Origin of the sequence: Synechococcus sp. ATX 2A4 (genome assembly GCF_024346375.1) — a bacterium.
GTDB lineage: Bacteria > Cyanobacteriota > Cyanobacteriia > PCC-6307 > Cyanobiaceae > MW101C3.
Window position 1 is genome coordinate 1 of record NZ_JAGQCV010000028.1, and the last position, 2169, is coordinate 2169.

Consider the following 2169-nt stretch of genomic DNA (forward strand, 5'->3'; position numbering starts at 1 on the left):
AGGTCACGACTGAAAGAATAAGCTTTGATGAAGCGATACGAAAGTATGGTTTTAAGAAGTTTGATGATTTTGGGCGTCGACGGCACTGTTTGCGACCAAGGCATCAAAGGATTTAGTGAAAGCTGAAATTTTTGATGAATTGGTTTAAAGGACCAGTGAATACAACGGAGAGTTTGATCCTGGCTCAGGATGAACGCTGGCGGCGTGCTTAACACATGCAAGTCGAACGAGCCTTCGGGCTAGTGGCGGACGGGTGAGTAACGCGTGGGAATCTGCCCTCAGGAGGGGGATAACGGCCGGAAACGGCCGCTAATACCCCATATGCCGAGAGGTGAAATGAAATTCGCCTGAGGATGAGCCCGCGTCTGATTAGCTAGTTGGTGTGGTAATGGCTCACCAAGGCTTCGATCAGTAGCTGGTCTGAGAGGATGATCAGCCACACTGGGACTGAGACACGGCCCAGACTCCTACGGGAGGCAGCAGTGGGGAATTTTCCGCAATGGGCGCAAGCCTGACGGAGCAACGCCGCGTGAGGGACGAAGGCCTCTGGGCTGTAAACCTCTTTTCTCAAGGAAGAAGACATGACGGTACTTGAGGAATAAGCCACGGCTAATTCCGTGCCAGCAGCCGCGGTAATACGGGAGTGGCAAGCGTTATCCGGAATTATTGGGCGTAAAGCGTCCGCAGGCGGCCCAGCAAGTCTGTTGTTAAAAAGTGGAGCTCAACTCCATCCAGGCAATGGAAACTGCTGGGCTAGAGTGTGGTAGGGGCAGAGGGAATTCCCGGTGTAGCGGTGAAATGCGTAGATATCGGGAAGAACACCAGTGGCGAAGGCGCTCTGCTGGGCCATAACTGACGCTCATGGACGAAAGCCAGGGGAGCGAAAGGGATTAGATACCCCTGTAGTCCTGGCCGTAAACGATGAACACTAGGTGTCGGGGGAATCGACCCCCTCGGTGTCGTAGCCAACGCGTTAAGTGTTCCGCCTGGGGAGTACGCACGCAAGTGTGAAACTCAAAGGAATTGACGGGGGCCCGCACAAGCGGTGGAGTATGTGGTTTAATTCGATGCAACGCGAAGAACCTTACCAGGGTTTGACATCCTGCGAATCCCTTGGAAACTTGGGAGTGCCTTCGGGAGCGCAGTGACAGGTGGTGCATGGCTGTCGTCAGCTCGTGTCGTGAGATGTTGGGTTAAGTCCCGCAACGAGCGCAACCCACGTCTTTAGTTGCCAGCATTTAGTTGGGCACTCTAGAGAGACCGCCGGTGATAAACCGGAGGAAGGTGTGGATGACGTCAAGTCATCATGCCCCTTACATCCTGGGCTACACACGTACTACAATGCTACGGACAAAGGGCAGCAAACTCGCGAGAGCTAGCAAATCCCATAAACCGTGGCTCAGTTCAGATCGTAGGCTGCAACTCGCCTACGTGAAGGAGGAATCGCTAGTAATCGCAGGTCAGCATACTGCGGTGAATACGTTCCCGGGCCTTGTACACACCGCCCGTCACACCATGGAAGTTGGCCATGCCCGAAGTCGTTACTCCAACCCGCAAGGGAGGAGGACGCCGAAGGTGGGGCTGATGACTGGGGTGAAGTCGTAACAAGGTAGCCGTACCGGAAGGTGCGGCTGGATCACCTCCTAACAGGGAGACAAAACTGATTGTGATGTCTGAGCGCCATGAGGATGAAAATCTAAGTAGCACATTAGTCTCAGGCCACGATCCTGTCATCTCGAAGGTCGATCGGTACCTCAGCTGACAAATCAGAAAGCGGAGATCACATACAGAGATGAATGTGATCAAAGAATTGTCTGAGGAGTCTTTTCAGTTCCTAAACTTTGTCTAGGTCACACCCCACAGAGAGTGAGTCCCGCGAGGGAGGAGCTTAATGGAGAGGTAAAACTCCTGGGCCATTAGCTCAGGTGGTTAGAGCGCACCCCTGATAAGGGTGAGGTCCCTGGTTCAAGTCCAGGATGGCCCATTCGTGTTTGGGGGTTTAGCTCAGTTGGTAGAGCGCCTGCTTTGCAAGCAGGATGTCAGCGGTTCGAGTCCGCTAACCTCCACTGACCAAACCCTTCACAGCGAAAGCAGGAGGAGGAACCCGAGCCATGGCTATTGTGTGACGAGACACGTCCGCTGATAAAGAATTCAGCTTCTTTTCATTTT

Annotated in this window: 2 tRNA genes and 1 rRNA gene; all 3 read left to right on the forward strand. The window is 53.4% G+C overall.

Features of this window, described 5'->3' with window-relative positions:
• Window positions 1-161 precede the first annotated feature (161 nt).
• Window positions 162-1647: ribosomal RNA gene (locus tag KBY97_RS14560) — 16S ribosomal RNA — on the forward strand.
• Window positions 1648-1910: 263 nt separating this feature from the next.
• Window positions 1911-1984 (forward strand) — tRNA-Ile (locus KBY97_RS14565).
• A gap of 9 nt (window positions 1985-1993) precedes the next feature.
• Window positions 1994-2066 (forward strand) — tRNA-Ala (locus KBY97_RS14570).
• Window positions 2067-2169: the final 103 nt, after the last annotated feature.